This is a genomic window from Streptomyces doebereineriae, from assembly GCF_031845645.1.
GTDB lineage: Bacteria > Actinomycetota > Actinomycetes > Streptomycetales > Streptomycetaceae > Streptomyces > Streptomyces canus.
This window is the reverse complement of record NZ_JAVREZ010000006.1, coordinates 382,530-400,979: the sequence shown is the minus strand read 5'-3', so window position 1 is coordinate 400,979 and position 18,450 is coordinate 382,530. Positions and strand designations below refer to the sequence as shown.

Sequence of the window (18,450 nt, the reverse complement as noted above, 5' to 3'; positions counted from 1 at the left end):
TGAACCCCCCTTGTACTGAGGGCCCGTTGGTGACCGGGGTACCAACGGGCCCTCACTCATGCGGGCAGTGCCGCCTCGATGAGGTCGGCCGCCCTGTGGGTGCCGCCCTCCTGAGCCATCTCCGCCTGGATCTCCTTCAGCTTCCGGGCGACTTCGGGATCGTCGACCAGCGCGAGGGCGGCCGCTTTCAGGGCCTCGGCAGTCGCCTCTTCGGTATCGATCCGGCGGGCGACTCCGAGGCCTTGCAGCATGTCCGCGTTGCCGAACTGGTCCACGGCCTGCGGTACGGCGATCATCGGCGTGGCGGTCGCCAGTCCCTCCTGACTCCCGCCCGCGCCGGCGTGCGTGACGAACAGGTCGGCCTGCTTGAGGACCGCCAACTGCGGTACCCAGGACCGTACTTCGACGTTGTCCGGCAGGGTGCCGAGTTCGGCCGGGGCCACGTGCCTGCCGATCTGGAGGACGAGGTGCCAGCCGGGGAGGTCACCGAAGGCCCGGACGCATTCCTTGTAGAAGTCGGGCCGCCGAGTGAACGAGGAGCCGAGCGAGACCAGCGCCACCTTCTCCGCCGCGGCCGGCCGCTGCCACTCCCCCTCGGCGCCGCGGTCGCCCTGACAGGCGCCGACGAAGGTGTACACGCTCTCGTCGACCCGGTCGGCGTTCGGCTGCAGGGCCTTCGGGATCAGCACGAGAGAGCGGTCGGGACGGCCGACGAAGGTGTCCGGGTGCATGGCGACCCCGTTCTCCTCCAGCCAGCTCTGGAACCGGGCGTAATAGGCCTGCCCGCGCTCGGTCTTCTTCGGCTCGGCCCACATCGGCTCGGCGACCTCCTCCTCGTAGCCCCGCCAGGCGACGAGGTTCGGCGAGAGGGAGATCGCCGGCACGCCCCAGCGGTGGGCGAGGATGCGGGCCGGATAGGCGGTGATGTCGTGCAGGACGAGATCCGGTTGGTCTCCGGCGTACGCCTCGACCTGCTGTGGCAGGGCCTGGATCGCGTCGGCCAGGAAGAGCTCCACGTGGTCGAGCAGCTCGGTGCCCCAGGCCGCCGGGTCGTCGTCGGGGCCGGGAAGCGTCGAGTTCCAGGGCTTCACCTCGGCACCGGTCTCGGCGACCTTCTCGGCGAACAGGGGCGGGACGGCGTACGTGACCCGATGCCCGCGCGCCACGAGCTCGCGGATCACCTCGAGGCTGGGGTTCACGTGGCCGTGGGCGGCGATGGAGAACATGGCGATGTGCGAGCGAGTGGTCATGTCAGGAAGGCTAGGCGAGACGAGACGTCTCGTGCAAACGAATATCACTCATGCCACCAGCACCGCGTGCAGTCGCAGCCACTGCTCGGGCGACACCGCTCCTACGAGTACGGCCCGGTCGAGACGGGCGACGCGGAGTGCGGCGTCGACCCGGCGTCGGGGGTGGGCCCGGCACAGCGACGCACGCAACGAGCCGCCGACGCCCGAGAACCCGAGCTCCACCAGATGTCGCCAGCTGTACTGAGCGCTGGGTTCGAGCAGCGGCGTCCGGCGGCGCTCGATCCGCAGGATCCCCGCGTCCACGCGCGGCACGGGCCGGAAGCTGTACCGGCCGACACGGCCCACCAGACGCCATTCGTACCGGGGCCAGCTCAGAACCGTCAGCAGGGTCCAACCGCCGTAGTCCCCGGTGCGCTTACGGGCGTACTCGAGCTGGGTGAGGAGTGTCGCGTCGGTGAGTGCGGGGGCCCGCAGACACCAGTCGACGATGTCCGCGGTGCGCGAGAAGGGCACGTTGCCGGCGACGGCGAACGGCGTGCGGGGCGGTCGAGCGCCGAGGAAGTCCCCCTCGACCACCTGCACGTGCGGGGCGTCCGAGAAGCGCTCCCGGAGTGGGGGAACGAGCCGCGAGTCGATCTCGTAGGCGAGCAGACGGCGGCAGCGCGGGGCGAGCAACTCGGTCAACGCGCCTTTTCCCGCGCCGACTTCGAGCAGCAGCGGGGTGGGTCGGGGTACGGCGAGTCCGGCGAGGCGTGCGGCGGCACGGCGGTCGGCGAGGAAGTTCTGCGAGAGCGCGCGGGAAGCGCGGGTGGGACGGCCCATGGCCAGTGGTCCTTGTCTTCCGTGACGGGAAACGGGCAGACGAAGGCCCCGACCGGAAGACTGGGGAAAAGAGAAGCGCGGACGCGCAGGCGTCAGAGGGTGTCGCGCCCCGGGCCGGTCAGGGCTCCGGGGCCGCGGCGCATCCGGATGGAGTGCGTGCAGCCCCGGCCGAGACCGGAGATGTAGATCGCGTTGAAGGCTCCCACGGAGGGCACGCTAGGCGCGGGCCCTCGACGCCGACAACCGAATTACCTCAGCGCTGGTAGCGCGCCAGCACCAGGTTCCCGTCGTCCTCCAGGCGTTTGCGCAGCTCACCGAGGCCGATGGCACCGCTGTAGTACTCCTGGAAGGCGGGGGTGGCGACCTTGTCCTTCCATTCCGGGTAGCCGCGGACGGACTGCGCGGGAGCCGTGGTGAGGTGGGCGGCCAGGGCGGTGCCGGTGGCCCAGCCGTCCTTGGTGACGTGGAGGGCCGGATCGGCGAGCGCCTGCGTCCCCGTGGGCAGCATCCAGTCCCCCAGCGCCAGCCGGACCATGTTCTTCGGCCGGAGCAGGAAGTCGATGAACTCGGCGGCCTCTTTCTTGTGGGGGCTGTCCTCGGCGACGGACAGGGTCTGCGGGCTGACGCCCTGGGTGAGCCCGTCGGCGCCGGCGGGGGCGGGCAGGACCTGCCACTGGAAGCCCTTAGGCGCCTGCTGCGCGATCTGCTGACGGTAGGAGAACCCGAGCGGGACCATCGCGTACTTGCCGCCGAAGAAGCCGGGCAGGGTGTCGGAGCCGCCGCTGCCGAGTGTGGTGGGCGAGGCGCTGCGGTCGGTGTTCGCCTGGTCGTGGATCGTGCGGGGCACGGTCTCGTCGGCCTTCTCGAAGCGGATGGTGACCTTTCCATCGGCGCCCCGGTGGAAGAGCCGTCCGCCCGCCGACAGTGACAGGTTGAGGGTCGCGGAGACGGGTTCCTTCAGCGGCCAGGCCGCGCCGTACTTGCCGTCGCCGCTGAGCCCCTCGGTGATCCGCCGGAACTCCGCCCAGCTCCACGGGTGTTCGGGGGTGGGGATCCGGACGCCGGACTCCTTGAGCCACTCGGCGTTGGCTATGAGGACACGGGGCTCCTGGAGGAAGGGGACGCCGTAGACCCCGTCGCCGAAGGTGGTGGTCTCCCAACTCCGTTGCGGGATGTCCGACTTCAGCCGCTGGGGCAGCAGGTCCTTGAGATCCGCCAGGTAGCCGCCGTAGGCGAAGTCCGCGAGGTCGTCGGAGGCGTCATGGATGATGTCCGGCGCCTCGCCGCCCTCGAAGGAGGTGAGCAGCTGGTCGTGGACGCTGTCCCAACTCCCCTGCACATACTCGACCTTCACGCCGGGATGCGTCGCGTTCCACTCCTTCACGAGTGCCTTGTTGGCCTCGACGGACTCCTCCTGCCAGGCGAGGGACTGGAAGCGAAGGGTGATACGGCCGTCCTCGGACGTGCTCGTGCCGGTGCACCCGGCCAGGAGCAGGAGGAGGACTCCGACGAACCATCGGGCGCGCATCAGCTCTTCACCGCCCCGGCCAACATGCCTCCCGTGATACGGCGTTGGATGATCGCGAAGATGATCAGTGAGGGAAGGGTGGCGAGGAAGGCGGCCGCCGCCAGTGGGCCGAGGTCGGCGACGCCCTCCGCGCCGATGAAGTGGGTGAGCACGACCGGCAGGGTCTGTTTGTCGGAGGTCTTCAGCAGCACCAGCGCGAAGAAGAACTCGTTCCACGCGGTGATGAACGCGAACAGTGCCGTCGCCACGAGCCCCGGCGCGAGCAGCGGCGCCGTCACCGACACCAGGGTCCGCAGCCGCCCGGCGCCGTCGACGGCCGCCGCCTCCTCCAGTTCGGTCGGCACGGCACGGACGTATCCGACGAGCATCCACAGCGCGAACGGCAGCGCCCACACGACGTACACCAGCACCAGGCCGGCAAGGGAGTTGATCAGCCGGAGGTTCTTCAGGACCAGGAACAGCGGGATGATCACCAGCACGAGCGGGAAGGCCTGGCTGACCACCACCCAGCCCGTAGCGGCCTTCGCGAGCCGGGTGCGGTGGCGTGCCATGACGTACGCCAGCGGGGTCGCGATCAGTACGGCGATCACGGCGGCGGCGGACGCGGCGAGCAGGGAGTTTACGGCGGCGCGCAGCAGGGGCTGTTCGTCGAAGGCCTGGCGGAAGTTGTCGAGGGTGGGGTCCCGCGGGATCCAGGTGGGGTGCAGACTGCCCAGTTCTCGCGGGGACTTGAAGGCGGTGGAGACCAGCCAGAGGAAGGGAAAGGCGAGGAAGACGAGATAGGCGAGGAGGGCGGCGTACTGGCCGACGCGGCCGGTGGCACTGGTCCTCATGCCTGGTCACCTCCCGTTCGGGCCTTGAGCCGGCCCACCAGGAAGAGGGCGAGGAGGAGGGAGATCACAGCGACCATCACGAGGCCCATCGCGGCCGCGTAGCCGAACTGGCCGTAGCGGAAGGCCTCTTCGTAGGCGAAGAGCATGGGGAGCCGGGTGCGGCCGCCGGGCCCGCCGCTGGTCAGTACGTACACCAGGGCGAACGAGTTGAAGTTCCAGATGAAGTTGAGGGCGGTGATCGCGAGGGCCACCGGTCTGAGGGCAGGCCAGGTGACGGTACGGAATCGGCGCCAGGCGCCCGCGCCGTCCATCGCGGCCGCCTCGTGGAGTTCGCGCGGGGTGTTCTGGAGGCCGGCGAGCAGGGTGACCGTCGTCTGGGGCATCCCGGCCCAGACGCCCACGACGATCACGGCGGGCAGAGCGGTGGACAGGCCGCTGAGCCAGTCGCGGCCGTCGCCGAGACCGAGGTTGCGGAGGGTCTCGTTGAGGACCCCGGCGTCCGGGTTGTAGACCAGCCGCCACATGACTCCGACGACCACCTCGGGCATGGCCCAGGGGATGATCGCGAGGGCGCGGGCGAGCCAGCGCAGTCTGAGGTCCTGGTCGAGCAGAAGGGCGAGGCCGAGCGCCAGCAGGAACTGCGGCACGGTCACCCCGACCGCCCACACCAGGCCGATCCGGAACGACTCCCAGAACAGGGTGTCGTGCAGCAGATCCTGGAAGTTGAGGCCGCCGATCCACTGGGTGGCCCGGGTCCGGCCCGACTGGGCGTCGGTGAAGGCCAGCAGGATCCCGTACAGCAGGGGTCCCACGCTCAGCACCAGGATCGGGATCAGCGCGGGCAGCACCAGGAACCAGGCCCCGCGGTCGGGAGGCCGGCGGTCCCCCTCGGCGCGCGGTGCGCCCTGCGCCGACCGCTCCGTCGCGGTCACCAAGGTCACGTCATCGGCTCCTTCGCACGGTTCGTGACGATCCGGCCCTCCTGGCCTGGGCCTCCGTCATGGTCGTGAAGGGGGTATGCGCCGTCAAGGCAGCGCGCACACGGGCCCACCTGTGGGAATGCGAGACTGGCCGGGCGATGGCGTGAACTCGACGCCGTTCGCGGTGGCAATACACAGGCATGCGTGACATGTCAGGACCGGGAGGGCCGGACGATGGACGAGACACGGGCGCGGGACGTACTGGCCGCGGCGGGAGTGCTGCCCGGGGCCCGGCTGCTCGCCCTGGGCGAGAACGCCGTGTTCGCCGCCGGTGACCTGGTCGTCAAGGTGGGCCGCGACGCCGAGCTCCTCGACCGGGCACGCCGTGAACTGGACATCGCCGTGTGGCTCGCGGAGGCGGGGGTGCCCGCCGTGAGGGCGGCCGAGCCGAAGGCGCGGTTGGTGGAGGGGCACCCGGTGACCCTGTGGCACCGGCTTCCCGACGCCGTACGGCCCGCCGAGCCGCGGGATTTGGCCGAACTGCTACGGGTCGTGCACGCGCTGCCGAAGCCGTCCTTCGACTTGCCGCCGCGTGAGCTGCTGGGTGGTGTGGAGCGGTGGCTGAGGCTTGCGGGGGACGCGATCGACCCCGCCGACGCGGCGTACCTCCGGGAGCGGCGGGACGGTTTCGCGGCGGCCGCGGCCGCGGTGACGCCTCATCTGGAGCCGGGGCCGATTCATGGGGACGCGCTGCCCCGCAATGTGCACGTGGGGCCCGACGGTCCGGTTCTCGTCGATCTGGAGACCTTCTCCTCGGATCTACGTGAGCATGATCTGGTGGTGATGGCTCTGTCGCGGGACCGGTACGGGGTGCCTGCGGAGGCCTACGCCGCGTTCACCTCCGCGTACGGGTGGGATGTCCGGGAGTGGGAGGGGTGTTCGGTGTTGCGCGGGGCCCGGGAGACGGGCAGTTGTGCGTGGGTCTCGCAGCATGCGCCGACCAATCCCCAAGCGCTGGCCGAGTTCGAGCGCAGGGTGGCTTCGCTGCGGGACGGTGACGAGACGGTGCGGTGGTATTCGTTCTGACCGGTGGGCGAGTGCGGGTGGTAGGTGGCTGGTCGCGCAGTTCCCCGCGCCCCTGGGTCAGTCCCCTGGTCGTCGGATTGTTTGTGCCGCCCTCCTGAGCTCCGTCACAACCGTGTGCACCGCCCTTCTTGCCGTCCTCTCCGGGCGGTACAGGGCGTCGATGTGGCGTCGTGCCTGGACGCCGCTCAGGGGTCTCAACGCCAGGGCCGGGTGACGGCGCGTCGTCCAGCGGGGCATCAGTGCCAGGCCGCCGCCCGCGGCCACCACCTCCGCGGCCACCGCGAACTCGTTGATGCGGTGGGCCAGGTGGACGCGTCGGCCCGCCGCCGCTGCGATCGCCTCGACCGTCGCCATGACTGGGAAGCCGTCGTGCACGGTGATCCATGGCTCGCCGGCCACGTCATGCGGGGTCACCCGGCGTTTGGTCGCCAGGGGGTGGTCGGCGGGCATCGCCACGTCCAGAGGTTCGTGCAGCAGCGTGGTCACCGCGACCGTGCGCGGCCAGGGCGGGGCATGGTCGAGGCGGTGGGCCAGGACGATGTCGTACTCCCGGGTGAGGCGGGGGAAGTCCTCCTGCGGCACGTCCTTGTCGGCCAGCCTCGGCACGGGGGCGCCGGGGTGGGCGAGTGCGCGCAGCAGCAGGGGGAAGAAGGCCGCGCCGGCACTGTGGAAGGCGGCCACCGAGACCTCGCCCTCGGGCCGGTCCACGAACTCCTCGACCGTGTGCCGCGCGCGTGCCAGCGCCGTCTCCACGTCGATGGCCGCGCCCGCCAGGGCCTGCCCGGCGTCCGTGAGCACCAGCCGCCTGCCGTCGCGCTCGGTCAGCGGGACCCTGGCCGAACGCTGCAGCAGCCGCAGTTGCTGTGAGATCGCCGACGGGGTCACCAGCATCGCCTCGGCGACCGCGGTGACGCTGCCCAGTTCGCCGAGCTCCCGCAGGATCCGCAGCTGTCGTTCGTCCATCACGACAGTGTAGGAGTACTAAAAGATCGTTTTAGAAAGTGGATCTGGGCTTCATCGGGTTCCTGGTGGACCGTAGGGACATGTCCGACGCCCGCCGTACCGACGCGGTACTCCTGCTGGTCGCGATCGTCTGGGGTTCGAGTTATCTCTCCGCCCAGACAGCGACGTCCGCTCTCCCCGTCCTGCTGGTGCTCTTCGCCCGCTACGCCCTGTCCGCGCTCGCCTGCCTGGGAGTCGTCGCCGTCCCCGGGCGGGGGCCGCGCCGGTGGACCCGCGAGGAGCTGCGGGCGGGGGTGCCCCTCGGCCTCACCCAGGCCGCCGTCCTCGTCGTCGAGACCTACGGCGTCGCCCACACCAGCGCCGCCAACGCCGGCCTCATCATCAGCCTGACCATCGTCCTCACCCCCCTCCTCGACCGCACCGGTCACCGGGGCGGCCTGCCGCCCGCCTTCTACGCCGCCGCCGGTGTGTCCGTCCTGGCCGTCGGGCTCCTGATGGCGGGCAACGGCTTCCACGCACCCCGCCTCGGGGACCTGCTGATGCTCGCCGCCGCGGTCGTACGGGCCGGTCATATGGCGCTGGTCGGCCGGCTCACCGCGGGGCGGGCGATACGGCCGCTGCACCTCACGACCGTGCAGACCCTCGTCGGCACGGCCCTGTTCCTCGTCCCGGCCGCACGCGAGCTTCCGACCCTGGCCCACGCCGGCCCGGCCACCTGGGCACAGCTGCTCTATCTCGCCCTGTTCTGCAGTGTGTTCGCCTTCCTCGCCCAGACCTGGGCGGTGCAGCGCACCTCGGCCAGCCGGGCCAGCCTGCTGCTCGGCACCGAACCGATCTGGGCCGCCGCGGTGGGTGTTGCCCTGGGCGGTGAGCACTTCACCGTACTGACCGGGCTCGGAGCGGTCATGATGATCACCGGCACTTACTGGGGGCAGTCCGTGGAACGCGCCCACCGCGCAACGGCTACGCCCCGCACCACAGTTCAGCCCATCGAAGAGGACACCCGATGCCCGGCGACGACGTCTACGACACCTACGACCGTCTGATCTCCCTGCTCGACACCTCCTCCGTCGACTACCGGCTGATCGACCACGCGCCCGAGGGCACCACCGACGCCGTGTGCGCGCTGCGTGGACACCCCGCCTCCGAGGCCGCGAAGTGCATCGTGCTGCGGGTCAAGGTGGACCGCCGCACCACCCGGAACGTCCTGGCGGTCGTCCCCGGGGACCGGCGCGTGGACCTGGACGCGATCCGGGCGCTGTACGCCGCGCGCTATGTCGGGTTCAGCGATGCGGAGACCGCCGAGCGGCTGGCCCGCGCGATCCCCGGCACGGTGCTGCCGTTCAGCTTCGATCCCGAACTGGAGGTCGTCGCCGATCCGGACGTCGTGGCCCAGCCCCGGCTGTACTTCAACGCCGCCCGGCTCGACCGTTCGCTGTGTCTGTCGGGGGCCGACTACCAGCGGTTGGCGAAGCCACGGGTGGAGCCCATCGCGGGTCCCGCGCCGGAGTGACGCTCTCTCACACCGTCTCGTCGGCAGGCTCGCGCAGCGGCCAGGTGCCGTCGATCACCGCTGTCGCGTCGCCCTTGCGGCGCAGGAAGCTCTGGAAGTCCGCCGCCCATTCCGCGTACCACTCGATCTGGCGGCGGTGCAGCTCCGCCGGGCCGAGGGCGGCGACCTTGGGGTGACGCGCGGCTATCGCACAGGCGAGCCGGGCCGCGGCGAGGGCGTCGGCGGAGGCGTCGTGGGCGGCGTCGAGTGCGACGCCGTACTCCGTGCAGACCGCTTCGAGGTTGCGCTTGCCGCGCCGGTAGCGGTCCACCGAGCGGTCGATGGTGTACGGGTCGATGACCGGGACGGGGTCGAGGCCGCCCAGGCGCTCGCGCAGGGACGGCAGGCCGTACCGGCGCAGTTCGGCGGAGAGCAGGCTCAGGTCGAAGGCGGCGTTGTACGCGACGACAGGGACGCCCGTCTTCCAGTAGGTCGCGAGGACGTCCGCGATGGCGTCGGCGACCTGGTCGGCGGGACGGCCCTCGGCGGCCGCCCGTTCGTTGCTGATGCCGTGCACCGCGACGGCGTCCGCCGGGATCTGTACGCCCGGGTCCGCAAGCCACTCCCGGCGCCCTATGGGCTGCCCGTCCCTGACCTCGATCACGGCTCCCGTGACGATGCGCGCCTCGCGCGGATCGGTGCCGGTGGTTTCCAGGTCGAAGCCGATCAGCAGCTCTCGGTGCCAGCCCATGGGCCGTCCCCCTTCTTGGTGGTGCTTTCCCCCAGTGGTCTCCACCTTCCCATGCGCCACTGACAATCAGAGGGCCGCATTCCGCTTGCCGATCCGGACACTTCGGGAGGCCGGGACACTTCAGAACACGGGAACACTTCAGGACACCGGCCGCGAATCCGCCCAGTTCGTCTCGAACTCCTCGCGGTAGGTGGGGAAGAGGCCGCTGTCGTCCACATCGCCCGGCTTGACCACCCGTTGGCCGTTGCGCAGCACGAGGACCGGTGCCTCCATGCCTCTGGCCCGGCGCAGATAGGACTGCACGACCGCGATGCCGTCCGAGCCGTCGCCGTCCACGAGGTAGGCCGTGAAGCGCGGGGTGTCGTCGTAGACCTGGATCTCGAAGGCGCCCGGGTCGCGCAACCTCGACCGCACCCGGCGCATGTGCAGGATGTTCATCTCGACCGCGCGGCTCAACTCACCGCGCTTCATGCCGAGTTCCCGCTCGCGCCGCTTGACGGCGCTGGAGGCCGGGTTCAGGAACAGCAGCCGCACCCGGCAGCCGGCCTCGGCCAGACGGACCAGACGGCGGCCGGAGAAGTTCTGCACGAGGAGGTTGAGGCCGATGCCGACGGCATCCAGGCGGCGGGCGCCGCCGAAGATGTCCTCGGCGGGGAACTGCCGCAGCAGCCGCACCCGGTCGGTGTGCACGGCGACCACGTCGGCGTACCGGTCGCCGACCAGGTCCTCGACCGCGTCGACGGGCAGTCGGCGGGCGGACGGCACGTCGCCGCCGGCGCCGAGTATCTCCAGCAGCTTGGCGGAGGCGCGCTCGGCCTGGCCGAGGACCGCCTCGGACAGGGCCCGGTTGCGGGAGACGACGTTGCGCGTCACCTCCAGCTCGTCCAGAGCCAGTTCGACATCGCGTCGGTCGTCGAAGTAGGGCTCGAAGCAGGGCCAGTGCTGCACCATCAGCTCGCGCAGCTGCGGCAGGGTGAGGAAGCTGAGGACGTTGTCGTCGGCCGGGTCGAGCAAGTAGCCCTTGCGGCGGCTGACTTCGCGGACGGCGACCGCGCGCTGCACCCACTCCTGTCCGGCGGGCCCGGCGGCGGCGACGACCCAGTCGTCGTGGCCGTGGACGGGTTCGTAGATGGGGCGCAGAACAGCGGCCACCACGGCCCGCAGCCGCTGTTCGACGAGGTTCAGCCAGATGTAGGCCCGGCCGGCCCGCTGTGCGCGCGTGCGTACCTCGCGCCAGGCGTCGGCGTCCCAGTCCAGCTCCGGCCCGATGGTCGCTCCCGCGTCCATCGGCCGTGCCAGGGACACCGTGCCGGGCGGGGCGTCTGTGGAGTGCCCCTCGTGACCCTCGTCACCAGGGGGCAACTCCAGCCCTCCCGAGCCCACCCGCGCACCGCCTTCCGCTCCCCCGAGCACTCCCCTTGCCAACGATCAAGGAAGGGTACTCCGGGAGCGGTCGGCAGTGCAGCCGGATGGACAGGGTCATTCTCAACTACCGAACTCCCAGTGGCCGTTCTGCCCGGCGAGCTCGGCCGGAGTGAGCGGATTCATAGCCGTGACGTCCCTGGGGGCGATGGAGAACCCCTGCCAGTGGACCGGCATGGGCTGCTGGTCCTCGTCCCGGGCGATGTGGTGGAAGCCCACGTTCATCCAGACGACGGGGTGAGTGAGGGTCTGACCGTTGACCCACTTGTCGACGGACTTGCCCGCTCCGGTGCCGCAGTTGCCGGTGTTGTTGCTGGCGAACTGCTCGCACTGGTTGTACTCGGTGACGTAGATGTCGTGCTTGGTGAAGCTGCGGCCCGGGTACTTCGTGCTCGGACCGGGGACGATCTCGTACGACCGCGGGTGCCAGTCCTTGTTCTTGCCGACCGCGCTGACCATGCGCCACCAGCGGTAGCTCTTGGCGTCGCCCGCGAGTTCCTTGGTGACCGGGGTGCGGGTGGTCTTGACGGTCGCGGCCTGCTGGCCCTGGGCGGCCGCGGTGACCGTCGAGTCGTACTGCTCGACCCGGTTCTTGGAGGAGCCGTCGAGGGCGAAGTCGAGGCGCCAGAAGGCGTTGTGGCTGTGGCTGGTGGCCTGGGCACGGGGGCCCTTGCCGATCGGCCAGCCACGGCCGTCCCCGGCGTCGTAGTCCTCGTAGGAGAGGCTGCCGGTCGCGCCGAGGTTCATGGTGACGGTGCCGTCGTCCTGGAAGCGCCACTCGGTCATGTACTCGTACCAGCCGACCTGGTTGACCGAGTAGACGAGCAGGTCCTTGCCCTGGGCCTGGTAGACCTTGTTCGCGCTGTTGCCCTGCATGCGGTAGGCGTGGCCGCGGGAGCGGGTGGTGGTGCACAGGCCGTTGACGTTCGGGTGGTCCGGGTCCCAGGAGTCCGGGACCTTGACGCTCTTGATGGTGCCGCCGGGACACTCGCCCGGGTCCAGGTTCATCAGGCCCTGCGCGAAGCCGAAGCCCGTCAGGTCGTCGTACTCGACGCTGCCGTCGTCGTAGGGGACGTGGATCTGGCCGAGCCGGGCACTGTTGAGGACCTTGATCGGCGAGGCCTCGCCCTTGGGCTGGTAGGAGATGTTCTCCAGGGCGAGCCCGGCCTTGCTGTCGTAGCGCCAGCACATCCGCCAGGTCGTGCCGCTCGAGAGCTTCTGCTCGATCTTGTAGGCGGCGCTGCACTCGGCGGCGGCCGCCGGGGCGGCCTTCGGCTGGGCGGCGGCCGGTCCCGCACCGGTCGTGACACCGGCGGCCAGCGCGGCCACGGACACACCGAGGGCCGCGTGCCTGCGGGCACGGCTGATTCTGTTGACACGCATGAAGAAATGACTCCCCTGCGGAAGTAGCGGGTTGGAAAAGTGGACGGAGGGAGGCGGTCAGCTCTCGAGCTTGGCGACCTTGCGGGCGCTCAGGTCGATCACGAAGGCCCTGGCGTCGATCCAGGGGCCGTTCTTCACCTTCGGGAACAGCCGCACACAGCGGTGCTCGCCGCACTTGTCGAGCGCGGCGGGCTGACCGCCGGGAACCGCCCGGTACACCGCGCCGGTGAGCAGCAGCTGGTTGGGGTCGGTGAGTTCCTTGTCGGTGGCGTCCTTGTAGTCGGCCTTCAGGTCCGCGCCCAGCGCGTCGGCGATCAGAAGGCTCGCGGCCTCGGCGTACTCGGCGCTGCTCAGCGGCGGCTGAACGCCGTGCTGGGTGCCGGTCGCGACGACCTTGCCGCTCTCGAGGTCGACGGTCCTGGTGACGAGGGTGTCGTCCCGGTAGTCGTAGAACGTCACGTCCGCGCGGCGGGGCGCGTTCGGGTCGTCCAGTTCGCCGACCTTGGGGTCGGCGAGGTCGACCGTGAGCCGTTCCGGGCCGCGGTCGCCCTCGACGTCCTCACTGGCATTGCGCAGCTGCGGGTTCACGGCGATCTGCTCGACGCGCTGGATCTCGTCGTCGGTGAGCGGGTCGCGGCCCTTGCCCTTCTCGCCCTCGGCGGCCGGCGCCTGCTCGACGACCCCGGGCGCGACGGCCCCGTCCGCGCCCTGTCCCGCCTGCGCCGCGGACTGTCCTGCGGCCGCCTTGCCGCCTCCCGTGTCGTCCGCCCCCGCCGTGCCGGGCAGGGTGATCCCGATCATCACGGCGGTCCCGGCAACCGCGATGGCCGCACCTGCCACCACCTTCCCGAGGTGGCGGTGCACTATCTTGCGCACATCTTCCCCCTACTCCCCGGGCAGCTCCGGGAGTACGTGTATGCCCCAATGGTTCGGCCCAGGCCGATCCTGTGATCGCCCTGTGGCACTGGTCGATCGGTAAGAGGGACGTAAGTCATAGGTGGTTCCATCACTTTCGTGGACACTCGAGGCCAAGGCGCCACACGCGGCGCGGGACACCTGAAAGAGTCGTTCCATGCAGGTCTGGCCTGGAGAGGCGTATCCACTCGGTGCCACGTACGACGGCGCCGGCACCAACTTCGCGGTCTTCACCGAAGCCGCGGACCGAGTAGAGCTGTGTCTGTTGCACGACGACGGCTCGGAAACGGCGGTGGAACTGCGCGAGAGCGACGCGTTCGTCCGGCATGCGTACCTGCCGGGCGTGATGCCCGGACAGCGCTACGGCTTCCGCGCGCACGGCCCGTACGCTCCCGAGCGCGGCCTGCGCTGCAACTCGTCGAAGCTGCTGCTCGACCCGTACGCGCGCGCGATCAGCGGCTCCATCCGCTGGGGCGAGGAGGTGTACGGCTATCACTTCGACTCGCCCGACAAGCGCAACGATCTCGACTCGGCGCCGCACACCATGACGTCGGTCGTGGTCAACCCGTACTTCGACTGGGGCGACGACCGGCGGCCCCGGATCGGCTACCACGAGACGGTGATCTACGAGGCGCACGTCAAGGGCCTCACCATGAGCCACCCGGGGCTGCCGGAGGAGCTGCGCGGCACCTACGCCGCCCTCGCGCACCCCGCGATCATCGAGCACCTGGTGGAGCTCGGTGTCACCACCCTGGAGCTGATGCCCGTCCACCAGTTCGTGAACGACCACCGCCTGGTCGACATGGGCCTGAACAATTACTGGGGCTACAACACCATCGGTTTCTTCGCCCCGCACAACGCGTACGCCTCCTGGGGCGACCGCGGCCAGCAGGTCCTGGAGTTCAAGTCGGCGGTCAGGGCGCTGCACGAAGCCGGGATCGAGGTCATCCTGGACGTCGTCTACAACCACACCGCCGAGGGCAACCATCTGGGCCCGACGCTGTCCTTCAAGGGCCTCGACAACCCGCAGTACTACCGCCTGACCGACGACCAGCGGTACTACATGGACACCACGGGCACCGGGAACTCGCTGCTCATGCGGTCCCCGCACGTACTCCAGCTGATCATGGACTCGCTGCGGTACTGGGTCACCGAGATGCATGTCGACGGCTTCCGCTTCGACCTCGCGGCGACCCTGGCCCGGCAGTTCCACGAGGTGGACCGGCTGTCGTCGTTCTTCGACCTGGTGCAGCAGGACCCGGTGGTCTCCCAGGTGAAGCTGATCGCCGAACCGTGGGACGTCGGCGAGGGCGGCTACCAGGTGGGCAACTTCCCGCCGCTGTGGACCGAGTGGAACGGCAAGTACCGCGACACCGTACGGGACCTGTGGCGGGGCGAGCCGCGCGCGCTCGCGGAGTTCGCGTCCCGGCTGACCGGTTCCTCCGACCTGTACCAGGACGACGGAAGGCGTCCGCTGGCCTCGATCAACTTCGTGACCTGCCACGACGGGTTCACCCTGCACGACCTCGTCTCGTACAACGACAAGCACAACGATGCCAACGGGGAGGACAACCGCGACGGCGAGAGCCACAACAGGTCCTGGAACTGCGGGGCGGAGGGCGAGACGAACGACCCCGCGGTGCGGGAGCTGCGTGCCCGGCAGATGCGCAACTTCATCGCCACGCTGATGCTGTCCCAGGGCGTGCCGATGATCAGCCACGGCGACGAGGTCGCGCGCACGCAGCGCGGCAACAACAACGCCTACTGCCAGGACAGCGAGCTGGCCTGGGTCGAATGGCCCGAATCCTCCGGCGAAACGGGGCTCGGCGCCGAACTGCTGGCCTTCACGCGCGCGATGGTGTGGCTGCGCAAGGACCACCCGGTCTTCCGCCGTCGCCGCTTCTTCCACGGGCGGCCCGTGGAGGGCACCCACGACGAGTTGTCGGACATCGCCTGGTTCACACCCGAGGGCAAGGAGATGACCCAACGGGACTGGGACCGCGCGCAGGCCTCGGCACTGACGGCCTTCCTCAACGGCAACGCGATCTCCGAGCCCGGCCCCCGCGGGGAGCGGATCACCGACGACTCGTTCCTGCTGATGTTCAACGCCTCGCCCAAGACGCTGGACTTCGTGGTGCCGGTCAACCACGGCCGGCAGTGGCAGGTCGTGGTCGACACCGCCCGCCCGGACGGGGTGCCGCCGGGCACGGGGGTGAAGGTACAGGCCGGGGATCGGCTGACGCTGGTGGACCGCAGCATGACGGTGCTGCAACGGCCCGTCTAGCAGGGTGTTCGTGTGCCCGTCACCGGGTACGCGCGTGTGGGGAGCGTTTTCGGCGCGTCCGGGGTACGAGGCCGGATGCGCCGTCGGCGTGGGGACGGGACCGTACCGTCGTGCCGCCGAACGTCGGAACGGGACGGTATCGTCGTTGCGTCGGCGCCGGAACGGGACGGTACCGTCGCGCCGTTGTCATCAGGACGGCACGGCCCCGTCGAGCCCTCGGCGTCACGACGGGACGGTCCCGTTCCGACGTCCGCGTCCCGCACACATGGACCACGCGATGACACGAAAGGCGGCAGGGCGGGTACGTAGGTCTGCATGACATCTGAGCGACCCGACCCGTCGGTGCCGACCGCCACGTACCGGCTGCAGCTGCAGCCCGAGTTCCCGTTCACGGCCGCGGCGGCGGCCGTGCCGTACCTGGCCTCGCTCGGCGTCTCGCACCTGCACCTGTCCCCCGTCCTGGAGTCTGTCCCCGGTTCCGCGCACGGCTATGACGTCGTGGACCACGCGCACGTGCGCGAGGAACTGGGCGGCGAGGACGGGCTGCGGGCGCTGTCGCGCACCGCGCGGGAACACGGGCTCGGTCTGGTGATGGACATCGTGCCGAACCACATGGCGATGGCCCCGCGCCACAACCGCGCCCTGTGGGAGGTGCTGCGGGAGGGCCCGAAGTCGTCGTACGCGCGATGGTTCGACATCGACTGGGAGGCACAGGACGGTCAGCTACTGCTGCCGGTGCTGGGACACCCGGTAGGCGCGGAGCTCGGCAACCTCACGGTGGACGGCGGGATGCTGCGCTACTACGACCACGTGTTCCCGCTCCGCGAGGGCACCGAGGAGCTCCCGCTGCCCCAGCTCCTGGACGCGCAGTGGTACCGGCCGGTCTGGTGGCGGCTGGCCCGTACGGAGCTCAACTACCGGCGTTTCTTCAGCATCTCGGAGCTGATCGGGGTGCGCGTCGAGGATCCGGAGGTCTTCGAGGCCACCCACGCCAAGATCCTCCAGCTGCTGCACGAGGGAGTGGTCGACGGGCTGCGGGTCGACCACCCCGACGGCCTCGCCGACCCCGACACGTACCTCCAGCGGCTGCACGAGGCGACCGGCGGGCGCTGGACGGTCGTGGAGAAGATCCTGGCGGACGGGGAGCAGCTGCCGGCCAACTGGCCGATGGCGGGGACCACGGGCTACGACGCCCTGCGGCACATCGACGGGCTGTTCACGGACCCGGCGGGGTTCGGGGAACTCCTCGGCCAGTACCGGCGGTTCGCGGCCCCGCAGACCGACCGCGGCGGCGACTGGGCCGCGACGGCACGGCGGGCGGCGTACAAGGTGATCACACACGAGCTGGCCGCCGAGACCGACCGGCTGACCCGGGTGGCGACACGCGTGTGTGCCGCGTCCCCGGAGCCTGCGCTGCGCGACCGCGCGCCCTGGGCGCTGCGCACCGCGCTCCAGGAACTCCTGGTGCGCATGGAGGTCTACCGGCCCTACGGCTCCTCGGACGCCGCCGCCGTCGTCACCGAGGAGGCCGCGGCCGAGGCCCGGCTGGCCTTCGTGATCCCCGAGGAGGCGGGCGCCGTCGATGTCGTACGTGATCTGGTGCTGGGGCGGGCCGGTGACGGGCCGGACCATGTGGAGTTCCGGACACGGTTCGCGCAGACGGCGTCGGCGCTGCGGGCCAAGTCCGTGGAGGACACGGCGTTCTACCGGTACGTGCCGCTGCTGTCGGCGACCGAGGTGGGCGGGAATCCCGGAAGCCCGGCGGTCTCGCCCGAGGAGTTCCACGCCTACTGCACGCGCGTGCAGCGCGACTGGCCACTGACGGGGACCGTGGTGTCGACACACGACACCAAGCGCAGTGCCGACGTGCGTGCGGCCCTGGCCGTGCTCACCGAGTGCCCCGAGCGGTGGGCGGACACGCTGGCCGAGGTGACCCGCACCGGCGACGGCGTGCCGGACGCGCAGCTGGCGTGGGCGGCCTGGCAGACGGTGTTCGGGCTCGGCCCAGCGGCTCCGGAACGGGTCCGGGAGGCACTGTTGAAGCATGTGCGCGAGGCGGGTCTGTACACCAGCTGGACGGAGCAGGAGCCGGCGTACGAGGAGGCGGTGACGGCGTTCGTCACGGCCGGGCCGTGCGGGCCGCAGGGCGAGCAGGTGGCCGGGCTGCGGAGCCGGCTGGAGCCGCACATCCGGGCGAACGTGCTGGGCACGGCCCTGGTGCAGCTGACGATGCCCGGGGTGCCCGACGTGTACCAGGGCACGGAGGGCACGTACCTGGCGCTGGTGGACCCGGACAACCGGCGGCCCGTGCGGTTCCCGCCGGAGGACTCCGGCGACAAGGGCGCGCTCACGGCTGCGGCGCTGCGGCTGCGCCGACGCCGGCCGGACGTCTTCGGTGACGCGGCGACGTACGCGCCGCTGGTCGCGGAGGGGCCCTCGGCGGCGCACTGTGCGGCGTTCGTGCGCTCCGGGGAGGTGGTCACCGCGGTGACCCGGCTGTCGCTGCGGCTGGCGGAGGCGGGCGGCTGGCGGGAGACGGTGCTGCCGCTGCCGCCGGGCGTGTGGCGCGATGTGCTGGTACCGGAGCGGGAGTTCTCCGGGGACGCGCGCGTGGAGGAGCTCTTGGGCGACTCGCCGGTGGCGCTGCTGGAGCGGGTCGCCACGGATTGACCCAGGTCGGGGTGAGGGCGGCCGGCGCGGCCAGGTCTTCCGCTGCTGCGGGCCGAGGGGGCGCGGGCAACCCCGTCGGCACGTACGGCTCCACCGGCTGCCGGCAAATACATCCGGGCGCCCCCTGGAGG

General features: G+C 70.7%; 14 protein-coding genes and 1 pseudogene. 5 read left to right on the top strand and 10 right to left on the bottom strand.

The window, feature by feature from the left end:
• Positions 1 to 56: 56 nt before the first annotated feature.
• The 5 genes and pseudogenes from mgt to RNB18_RS20390 all read right to left on the bottom strand — a co-directional run bounded on the left by mgt (position 57) and on the right by RNB18_RS20390 (position 5,374).
• Positions 57 to 1,302, bottom strand: a pseudogene (gene mgt / locus RNB18_RS20410) (macrolide-inactivating glycosyltransferase).
• Positions 1,299 to 2,072, bottom strand: coding sequence for an ErmE/ErmH/ErmO/ErmR family 23S rRNA (adenine(2058)-N(6))-methyltransferase (gene erm, locus RNB18_RS20405; RefSeq protein WP_311715510.1), 774 nt, complete (start codon positions 2,070 to 2,072; stop codon positions 1,299 to 1,301). The pseudogene mgt and the gene erm overlap by 4 nt, the downstream one beginning before the upstream one ends.
• 253 nt (positions 2,073 to 2,325) lie before the next feature.
• Positions 2,326 to 3,600 (bottom strand): ABC transporter substrate-binding protein, encoded by a 1,275-nt coding sequence (locus RNB18_RS20400; RefSeq protein WP_311715509.1) that lies wholly within the window; start codon positions 3,598 to 3,600, stop codon positions 2,326 to 2,328.
• Positions 3,600 to 4,433 (bottom strand): carbohydrate ABC transporter permease, encoded by an 834-nt coding sequence (locus RNB18_RS20395; RefSeq protein ID WP_311715508.1) that lies wholly within the window; start codon positions 4,431 to 4,433, stop codon positions 3,600 to 3,602. Before RNB18_RS20395 ends, RNB18_RS20400 begins: the two co-directional genes overlap by 1 nt.
• Complete coding sequence (locus RNB18_RS20390; RefSeq protein ID WP_311715507.1) at positions 4,430 to 5,374, bottom strand: carbohydrate ABC transporter permease; 945 nt, start codon at positions 5,372 to 5,374, stop codon at positions 4,430 to 4,432. The genes RNB18_RS20395 and RNB18_RS20390 overlap by 4 nt, the downstream gene beginning before the upstream one ends.
• A gap of 213 nt (positions 5,375 to 5,587) precedes the next feature.
• On the opposite strand from RNB18_RS20390, the gene RNB18_RS20385 reads away from it, so the two are divergent.
• Positions 5,588 to 6,439 (top strand): phosphotransferase enzyme family protein, encoded by an 852-nt coding sequence (locus RNB18_RS20385; RefSeq protein WP_311715506.1) that lies wholly within the window; start codon positions 5,588 to 5,590, stop codon positions 6,437 to 6,439.
• A 57-nt stretch (positions 6,440 to 6,496) separates the two neighbouring features.
• Here RNB18_RS20385 and RNB18_RS20380 read toward each other — a convergent pair whose 3' ends face one another.
• On the bottom strand, positions 6,497 to 7,402 hold the full coding sequence (locus tag RNB18_RS20380; RefSeq protein WP_311715505.1) for a LysR family transcriptional regulator: 906 nt from the start codon (positions 7,400 to 7,402) through the stop codon (positions 6,497 to 6,499).
• A gap of 80 nt (positions 7,403 to 7,482) precedes the next feature.
• Between RNB18_RS20380 and RNB18_RS20375 the strand changes: the two genes are divergently transcribed.
• The gene (locus RNB18_RS20375; protein ID WP_311715504.1) at positions 7,483 to 8,448 is read left to right on the top strand and encodes a DMT family transporter; all 966 of its coding nucleotides are present in this window, start codon (positions 7,483 to 7,485) and stop codon (positions 8,446 to 8,448) included.
• Positions 8,409 to 8,915 (top strand): YbaK/EbsC family protein, encoded by a 507-nt coding sequence (locus RNB18_RS20370; RefSeq protein WP_311715503.1) that lies wholly within the window; start codon positions 8,409 to 8,411, stop codon positions 8,913 to 8,915. The genes RNB18_RS20375 and RNB18_RS20370 overlap by 40 nt, the downstream gene beginning before the upstream one ends.
• Positions 8,916 to 8,922: 7 nt before the next feature.
• On the opposite strand, the gene RNB18_RS20365 is transcribed toward RNB18_RS20370, so the two are convergent.
• The 4 genes from RNB18_RS20365 to RNB18_RS20350 all read right to left on the bottom strand — a co-directional run bounded on the left by RNB18_RS20365 (position 8,923) and on the right by RNB18_RS20350 (position 13,326).
• A complete protein-coding gene (locus tag RNB18_RS20365) occupies positions 8,923 to 9,645 on the bottom strand; it encodes a 3'-5' exonuclease (protein ID WP_311715501.1) in 723 nt (240 codons plus the stop codon).
• Positions 9,646 to 9,783: 138 nt separating this feature from the next.
• Complete coding sequence (locus RNB18_RS20360; protein ID WP_311715633.1) at positions 9,784 to 11,028, bottom strand: SAV2148 family HEPN domain-containing protein; 1,245 nt, start codon at positions 11,026 to 11,028, stop codon at positions 9,784 to 9,786.
• Positions 11,029 to 11,130: 102 nt separating this feature from the next.
• A complete protein-coding gene (locus RNB18_RS20355; RefSeq protein ID WP_311715500.1) occupies positions 11,131 to 12,450 on the bottom strand; it encodes a copper amine oxidase in 1,320 nt (439 codons plus the stop codon).
• Between the two features lie 57 nt (positions 12,451 to 12,507).
• On the bottom strand, positions 12,508 to 13,326 hold the full coding sequence (locus RNB18_RS20350; protein WP_311715499.1) for a Tat pathway signal sequence domain protein: 819 nt from the start codon (positions 13,324 to 13,326) through the stop codon (positions 12,508 to 12,510).
• 196 nt (positions 13,327 to 13,522) lie between these two features.
• Between RNB18_RS20350 and glgX the strand changes: the two genes are divergently transcribed.
• Positions 13,523 to 15,649, top strand: a complete 2,127-nt coding sequence (glgX, locus tag RNB18_RS20345; RefSeq protein WP_311715498.1) for a glycogen debranching protein GlgX — start codon at positions 13,523 to 13,525, stop codon at positions 15,647 to 15,649.
• Between the two features lie 315 nt (positions 15,650 to 15,964).
• Entirely contained in the window at positions 15,965 to 18,319 is a 2,355-nt protein-coding gene (treY, locus tag RNB18_RS20340) for a malto-oligosyltrehalose synthase (RefSeq protein ID WP_311715497.1), read from the top strand.
• The last annotated feature ends 131 nt before the right edge of the window (positions 18,320 to 18,450 follow it).

Coding starts and splice junctions, on each gene's coding strand:
- erm (WP_311715510.1), bottom strand. CDS start 2,072: ATGGGCCGTCCCACCCGCGCTTCCCGCGCGCTCTCGCAGAACTTCCTC.
- RNB18_RS20400 (WP_311715509.1), bottom strand. CDS start 3,600: ATGCGCGCCCGATGGTTCGTCGGAGTCCTCCTCCTGCTCCTGGCCGGG.
- RNB18_RS20395 (WP_311715508.1), bottom strand. CDS start 4,433: ATGAGGACCAGTGCCACCGGCCGCGTCGGCCAGTACGCCGCCCTCCTC.
- RNB18_RS20385 (WP_311715506.1), top strand. CDS start 5,588: ATGGACGAGACACGGGCGCGGGACGTACTGGCCGCGGCGGGAGTGCTG.
- RNB18_RS20380 (WP_311715505.1), bottom strand. CDS start 7,402: ATGGACGAACGACAGCTGCGGATCCTGCGGGAGCTCGGCGAACTGGGC.
- RNB18_RS20375 (WP_311715504.1), top strand. CDS start 7,483: ATGTCCGACGCCCGCCGTACCGACGCGGTACTCCTGCTGGTCGCGATC.
- RNB18_RS20370 (WP_311715503.1), top strand. CDS start 8,409: ATGCCCGGCGACGACGTCTACGACACCTACGACCGTCTGATCTCCCTG.
- RNB18_RS20365 (WP_311715501.1), bottom strand. CDS start 9,645: ATGGGCTGGCACCGAGAGCTGCTGATCGGCTTCGACCTGGAAACCACC.
- RNB18_RS20355 (WP_311715500.1), bottom strand. CDS start 12,450: ATGCGTGTCAACAGAATCAGCCGTGCCCGCAGGCACGCGGCCCTCGGT.
- glgX (WP_311715498.1), top strand. CDS start 13,523: ATGCAGGTCTGGCCTGGAGAGGCGTATCCACTCGGTGCCACGTACGAC.
- treY (WP_311715497.1), top strand. CDS start 15,965: ATGACATCTGAGCGACCCGACCCGTCGGTGCCGACCGCCACGTACCGG.